Here is a 6499-nt window from a genome sequence, read left to right on the forward strand (position 1 = left end):
AGCGCCCCCGCCGTGGCAGTCGGCGGGGGCGCTGCTGTTTGTGCCTACTGCTGCCGGGCCTAGACCCACGTGTCCAGCCACATCCGCCCCCGCCAGGAGGCGATGGGGATGGCCTGGCCGGTGTACAGGGGCCAGAAGTAGATGAAGTTCCAGGCGATCAGGAGGACCAGGACGCCGGCGGCGGTGGCGCCGACCACGCGGCGGGTGTCGGTGGAGTTCGGGGGGCCGATGACCGCGCCGACCAGCATGGCGACCGCCAGGCAGAGGAAGGGGACGAAGACGACCGCGTAGAAGAGGAAGATCGTGCGTTCCTGGTACATGAACCAGGGGAGGTATCCGGCGGCGACGCCGCAGGCGATGGCGCCGGCGCGCCAGTCGCGGCGGAAGGCCCAGCGCCACAGGACGTAGAGGATCGCCGCGCAGCCCGCCCACCAGAGCATCGGGGTGCCCAGGGCGAGGACCTCGCGGGCGCACTTGTCGGTGGTGCCGATCGGGCAGCCGGCGGAGCCGGGGCCGGGGGACTCGTAGAAGAACGAGACCGGGCGGCCCAGCACGATCCAGCTCCACGGGTTGGACTGGTAGGTGTGCGGGGACGACAGGTGGACGTGGAAGTTGTAGACCTCGTGCTCGTAGTGCCACAGGCTGCGCAGCCAGTCCGGCAGGAAGGTCCAGGAGCCGCCCCGCCCGTCGGTGGCGGCCCAGTTGCGGAAGTAGCCGCCGGTGCCGTCGGTGGGGGAGAGAATCCAGCCGATCCAGGAGGCGGTGTACACCGCGATCGCCACCGGCACCGTCGCCAGGAAGGCGAACCCGGTGTCGTACTTCAGCACCGCCTCGTACGGGTGCCGGGCGCCGGCGACCTTGCGGGCGCCCACGTCCCACAACACCGCCATCAGGCAGAACGCGGCCAGGATGTACAGGCCGTTCCACTTGGTGCCGAAGGCGAGGCCCAGCATCACGCCCGCGCCCCAGCGCCAGGGGCGCCACCCGAAGCGGAAGGTGTCGGCGACGCGGGCGTCCGGGCGGGCAATGCCGTCCGGGCCGACCGGGAGCGCGGCGGCGAGTCTCTCCCGCGCCCGGTCCCGGTCCACCACCAGGCAGCCGAAGGCGGCGACCACGAAGAACATCAGCACGCCGTCCAGCAGCGCGGTCCGGCTCATCACGAAGTGCAGGCCGTCCACCGCCATCAGCCCGCCCGCCAGGCAGCCGAGGAACGTCGAACGGAACATCCGGCGGCCGATCCGGCACAGCAGCAGCACGCTCAGCGTGCCGAGCAGCGCGGTCATGAACCGCCAGCCGAACGGGTCGAACCCGAAGATCAGCTCGCCCAGGGCGATCACGTACTTGCCGACCGGCGGGTGCACCACGTACGCCGCGTCCGTGGGGACGGCGAGGTGGCCGTGGGTGGCGAGGACCGCGTCGTTGGCGTTCTTGTCCCAGTTGACCTCGAAGCCCCGGTGGACCAGCGCCCAGGCGTCCTTGGCGTAGTACGTCTCGTCGAATATCACCGCCCGCGGGCTGCCCAGGTGCCAGAACCGCAGCAGGCCCGCGAGCAGCGTCACCAGCAGCGGCCCGCCCCAGCCCGACCAGCGGGTGATCCGGTCCGCCAGGTGCGGCGGGCAGCCCAGCACCTGCCACACCCTCGGCGAGGGCTGCGCGTAGGGCGGCACGAGCCGGTCCCGTACGTCGGCCGCGGGGGCGCCCGCGGGAGGTACGTAGCCGAATCGGCGCAGCCGCCGCTGCCAGGAGGGCCGCTCGTCGTCGGGCGGCGCCTGGCCCTGCCGGAGGTCCGTGGAGGACGCGGTACTGGTCACCGCGCCATGGTAGGGAAACGTGCCGTGTGAGTCCCGTGCAAGCGCGGTACCGATTGGGACGCGATCGTTTTCCGTGCCGCCCGGCGCCCCTGGGAGGATGGTCCCGTGACTGGAACCCTTGTCCTCGCAGGTACCCCCATCGGCGACGTCGCGGACGCCCCGCCCCGGCTGTCCGAGGAGCTGGCCCGGGCCGACGTGATCGCCGCCGAGGACACCCGGCGGCTGCGCCGCCTCACCCAGGCCCTCGGGGTGACGCCGGGTGGCCGGGTGGTCTCGTACTTCGAGGGCAACGAGTCCGCGCGCACCCCCGAGCTGGTGGAGGAGCTGCGCGGGGGCGCGCGGGTGCTCCTCGTCACGGACGCGGGGATGCCGTCGGTCTCCGACCCCGGCTACCGGCTGGTCGCGGCCGCCGTCGAGCACGACATAAAGGTCACCGCCGTGCCGGGGCCGTCCGCCGTGCTCACCGCGCTCGCGCTGTCCGGGCTGCCGGTGGACCGGTTCTGCTTCGAGGGGTTCCTGCCGCGCAAGGGCGGCGAGCGGCTGTCCCGGCTGCGCGAGGTCGCCGGTGAGCGGCGCACCCTCGTCTACTTCGAGGCCCCGCACCGCCTCGACGACACCCTCGCCGCGATGGCCGAGGTCTTCGGCGCCGACCGCCGGGCCGCCGTCTGCCGCGAGCTGACCAAGACGTACGAGGAGGTCAAGCGCGGCCCCCTCGCCGACCTGGCCGCCTGGGCCGCAGAGGGCGTACGCGGCGAGATCACCGTCGTCGTCGAGGGCGCCCCCGAGTCCGGCCCCGAGGAACTCGACGCCGGTGAACTCGTCCGCCGCGTCCGCATCCGGGAGGACGCCGGCGAACGCCGCAAGGAGGCGATCGCGGCGGTCGCCGCCGAGGCGGGCCTCCCCAAGCGGGTCGTCTTCGACGCGGTGGTGGCATCGAAGCGCTCGGCGGGCTGAGCGGGCCCCGCGCCCCCTGCACAGCGCGTATGCCGGGGTGCGCCCCATGGGTGGGCAAACGGGGGGTCGGGTGGGCAAAGGGATCGGGGGCTTCGGCGGAGCGGTTCGGCAAGGGTCGGCCAAGGGGGGTCCAACACTCGACAGGTCGCGTGCTTTCGGGGCGGAGCGGGCGTCCACTGGTCGAAGGGACGGGAACCGTCCCCCGCCTCCGTACCGGGGGCGCCAGTGGACCGCAGGAGCTGGGCATGAGTGAGGTCGCCGGGCAGATCGCCGCCGTTCACGAGTCGTACGCGTTCGCCTGCATGCGCTGCGGGCACGGCTGGGAGCAGTCGTACGCGATAGAGCACCACACCGACACCGAGGGCCATGAGTGCGTCCGGTACCTGGTCGAGGGCGCCGTCGTGCCCTCCCCGCTGAGCCGGCCGGTGTGCGAGAACTGCGACGGGCACGTCGTACGGATCATGCGCGCCGGGCAGGTGTCCTCCGTGCGCCGGCCGGTCCCGGAGCCGGTGCCGGGGCCGGAGGCCCACCACTGGCACCTCTCCGACCTGCTGCATCCCTTCCAGCGCCGGGCGAGCTAGCGCGCCCCTTCCGTAGGATCGGGGCATGCCTTCGAACGCCGGTGACAAGAACGCGCCGCCCCCGCTCCCCGCACCCCTCGGCGTCGAGGTGGCCGACTCCCACACCCACCTCGACATGCAGTCCGGCACCGTCGAGGAGGGGCTGGCGAAGGCCGCTTCGGTCGGCGTGACCACGGTCGTGCAGGTCGGCTGCGACGTGGCGGGCTCCCGCTGGGCCGCCGAGACGGCCGCCGCGCACGAGCGCGTCCACGCGACGGTCGCCCTGCACCCGAACGAGGCACCGCGCATCGTGCACGGCGACCCCGACGGCTGGTCCCGGCAGGGCGCCCGGCAGCCGGGCGGGGACGCGGCGCTCGACGAGGCGCTCGCCGAGATCGACCGGCTCGCCGCGCTCCCGCAGGTCAAGGGCGTCGGCGAGACCGGCCTCGACTTCTTCCGCACCGGCCCCGAGGGCAAGGAGGCGCAGGAGCGGTCCTTCCGCGCCCACATCGAGATCGCCAAGCGGCACGGCAAGACCCTGGTCATCCACGACCGCGACGCCCACGCCGACGTGCTGCGCGTGCTGAAGGAGGAGGGCGCCCCCGAGCGCACCGTCTTCCACTGCTACTCCGGTGACGCCGGCATGGCCGAGATCTGCGCCCGCGAGGGCTACTACATGTCCTTCGCCGGCAACGTCACCTTCAAGAACGCCCAGAACCTCCGGGACGCCCTGGCCGTGGCCCCGCTGGAGCTGGTCCTGGTGGAGACCGACGCCCCCTTCCTCACCCCCGCGCCCTACCGGGGCCGCCCCAACGCGCCCTACCTGATCCCGGTCACCGTGCGCGCCATGGCCGCCGTACGCGGCACCGACGAGGACACCCTCGCCGCCGCTCTCGGCGCCAACACCGCACGCGCCTTCGGGTACTGAAGGCGTGCCCGGGCTTCACTGAGGCGCCAGTTCGAGCCGTGACCCGGAGTGGTCGCGTCGCTTTGGAGAGTGACGTCCGCTCCGCTAGGTTCTGGGGGCCCGATCGGCCAACGCCCCCTGGAGCGTGTCGGCGTGACCCAGCAGTACGAGCGGTACGGCCCCCACGGCACCCTCGGCGACGAACCGGCCGTGCCGTCGGTGCACAGCGCGTTGACCCTGCCGTACGGCGTGCGCCCCGACACCTACCGGCCCGCCTACGAGGCCGTGCCAGCGCCCCGCAAGGCACAGCAGGGTGCGAGACCCGCAGGACGCCGACGGCGGGCCGCCGAACGGCCCGAGTCGCCGGTGCGCCGGCTGCTGCCCCAGGCGCTCGTCGTCGCGTTCCTCGCCGGCGGCACCGCCGCCTTCGTCGCCGAGGACAAGGCGGTCGAGCTGACCGTCGACGGCCGCCCCCGCACCCTGCACACCTTCGCCGACGACGTCACCGGCCTCCTCGCCGAGGAGGGCGTCCGGGTCGGCCCGCACGACGTGGTCGCCCCCGCCCCCGGCACCCCGCTCGCCGACGGCGACGAGATCGCCGTGCACCACGGCCGCCCGGTCCGGCTCACCATCGACGGCGAGCACCGCGTGGTGTGGACGACCGCCGACACGGTCGACGGCGCGCTCAGGCAGCTCGGGGTGCGGGCGGAGGGCGCGTACCTGTCCGCGTCCCGCTCGCTGCCCATCGGGCGCGCCGGGCTCGCCCTGGACGTCCGTACCGAGCGCAGCGTCACCGTCATGGCGGACGGCCGCACCCGCACCCTGCGCACCAACGCGGCCACCGTCGCCGAGGCGCTGCGCGAAGCCGGGATCACCCTGCACGGCGAGGACACCACCTCCGTGCCCGGCACCTCCTTCCCGCGCGACGGGCAGACCGTCACCGTGCTGCGGATCACCGGCACCCACGAGACGCGCGACGAGGAGATCCCGTACGCCGTGCGCCGCACCGAGGACCCCACGCTGCCGAAGGGGACCGAGGTCGTCGACCAGGCCGGGCGGCCGGGGCTGCGGCGCACCACCTACCTGCTGCGCACCGTCAACGGCGTCCGGCAGCGCCCCCGCCGCGAGCACTCCGAGGTGGTCCGCGAGCCACTCGGACAGCTCGTCCGGGTCGGCACCAAGGCCCGCCCGGCCACCGCCTCCGGCGCGGACGGCCTGAACTGGCACGCGCTCGCCGTCTGCGAGTCCGGCGGCCGGGCCGACGCCGTCGACCCCTCCGGCACCTACGGCGGCCTCTACCAGTTCGACACCGCCACCTGGCACGGCCTCGGCGGCAGCGGACGGCCCGAGGACGCGCCGCCCGAGGAGCAGACCCGGCGCGCCAAGACCCTGTACCTGCGGCACGGCACCTCGCCCTGGCCGCACTGCGGGGCACGGCTGCGCGGCTGAGCCGGGGCGGTGGCGCCCGTGCCGCCCCGTACCCTTGTCCCGTGAGCAGCCCCACCCCCGACGCCCTCCTCGGTCCCGCCGACATCCGCGAACTGGCGGCCGTGCTCGGCGTACGGCCGACCAAGCAGCGCGGCCAGAACTTCGTGATCGACGCCAACACGGTCCGCCGCATCGTGCGTACCGCCGGGGTGCGCCCCGACGACGTGGTGGTGGAGGTCGGGCCGGGACTCGGCTCCCTCACCCTGGCCCTGCTGGAGGCGGCCGACCGGGTCACCGCCGTCGAGATCGACGACGTGCTGGCCGCCGCGCTGCCCGCGACCGTCGCCGCCCGGATGCCCGACCGCGCCGACCGGTTCGCGCTGGTGCACTCCGACGCGATGCTCGTCGAGGAACTGCCCGGCCCGCCGCCGACCGCGCTCGTCGCCAACCTGCCCTACAACGTCGCCGTCCCCGTGCTGCTGCACATGCTCGCCACCTTCCCGAGCATCGAGCGCACGCTGGTGATGGTCCAGTCCGAGGTCGCCGACCGGCTCGCCGCCGCGCCCGGCTCCAAGGTGTACGGCGTGCCCTCGGTCAAGGCCAACTGGTACGCCGAGGTCAAGCGGGCCGGGGCGATCGGGCGGAACGTGTTCTGGCCCGCGCCGAACGTGGACAGCGGCCTGGTCTCGCTGGTCCGGCGCACCGAGCCGGTCAAGACGTCGGCCACCCGCGCGGAGGTCTTCGCCGTGGTCGACGCCGCCTTCGCCCAGCGCCGCAAGACCCTGCGCGCCGCGCTCGCCGGCTGGGCCGGGTCGGCCGCCGCCGCCGAGGCCGCGCTG

The 6499-nt window shown here is 74.2% G+C and carries 6 protein-coding genes; 5 read left to right on the forward strand and 1 reads right to left on the reverse strand.

Annotation, left to right across the window (positions count from 1 at the left end):
• Nucleotides 1-59 precede the first annotated feature (59 nt).
• Nucleotides 60-1811, reverse strand: a complete 1752-nt coding sequence (locus GT030_RS20735; RefSeq protein ID WP_161202381.1) for a phospholipid carrier-dependent glycosyltransferase — start codon at nt 1809-1811, stop codon at nt 60-62.
• 105 nt (nt 1812-1916) lie between these two features.
• On the opposite strand from GT030_RS20735, the gene rsmI reads away from it, so the two are divergent.
• From rsmI to rsmA, 5 genes are all read left to right on the forward strand, one after another.
• The gene (gene rsmI / locus GT030_RS20740; RefSeq protein WP_161202382.1) at nt 1917-2765 is read left to right on the forward strand and encodes a 16S rRNA (cytidine(1402)-2'-O)-methyltransferase; all 849 of its coding nucleotides are present in this window, start codon (nt 1917-1919) and stop codon (nt 2763-2765) included.
• Nucleotides 2766-3010: 245 nt separating this feature from the next.
• Nucleotides 3011-3346, forward strand: a complete 336-nt coding sequence (locus GT030_RS20745) for a hypothetical protein (protein ID WP_161202383.1) — start codon at nt 3011-3013, stop codon at nt 3344-3346.
• A gap of 25 nt (nt 3347-3371) precedes the next feature.
• Entirely contained in the window at nt 3372-4253 is an 882-nt protein-coding gene (locus tag GT030_RS20750; RefSeq protein WP_161202384.1) for a TatD family hydrolase, read from the forward strand.
• Nucleotides 4254-4385: 132 nt separating this feature from the next.
• Nucleotides 4386-5681 (forward strand): ubiquitin-like domain-containing protein, encoded by a 1296-nt coding sequence (locus GT030_RS20755; protein WP_346009699.1) that lies wholly within the window; start codon nt 4386-4388, stop codon nt 5679-5681.
• Between the two features lie 41 nt (nt 5682-5722).
• A partial coding sequence (gene rsmA / locus GT030_RS20760; RefSeq protein WP_161202386.1) for a 16S rRNA (adenine(1518)-N(6)/adenine(1519)-N(6))-dimethyltransferase RsmA occupies nt 5723-6499 on the forward strand: 777 nt, incomplete at its 3' end.

It is taken from the genome of Streptomyces sp. SID1328 (genome assembly GCF_009865595.1).
Taxonomy (GTDB): domain Bacteria; phylum Actinomycetota; class Actinomycetes; order Streptomycetales; family Streptomycetaceae; genus Streptomyces; species Streptomyces griseoluteus.

Excerpts from the sequence above, each read along its gene's own strand:
- GT030_RS20745 (WP_161202383.1), top strand. The coding sequence starts at position 3,011 with ATGAGTGAGGTCGCCGGGCAGATCGCCGCCGTTCACGAGTCGTACGCG.
- GT030_RS20750 (WP_161202384.1), top strand. The coding sequence starts at position 3,372 with ATGCCTTCGAACGCCGGTGACAAGAACGCGCCGCCCCCGCTCCCCGCA.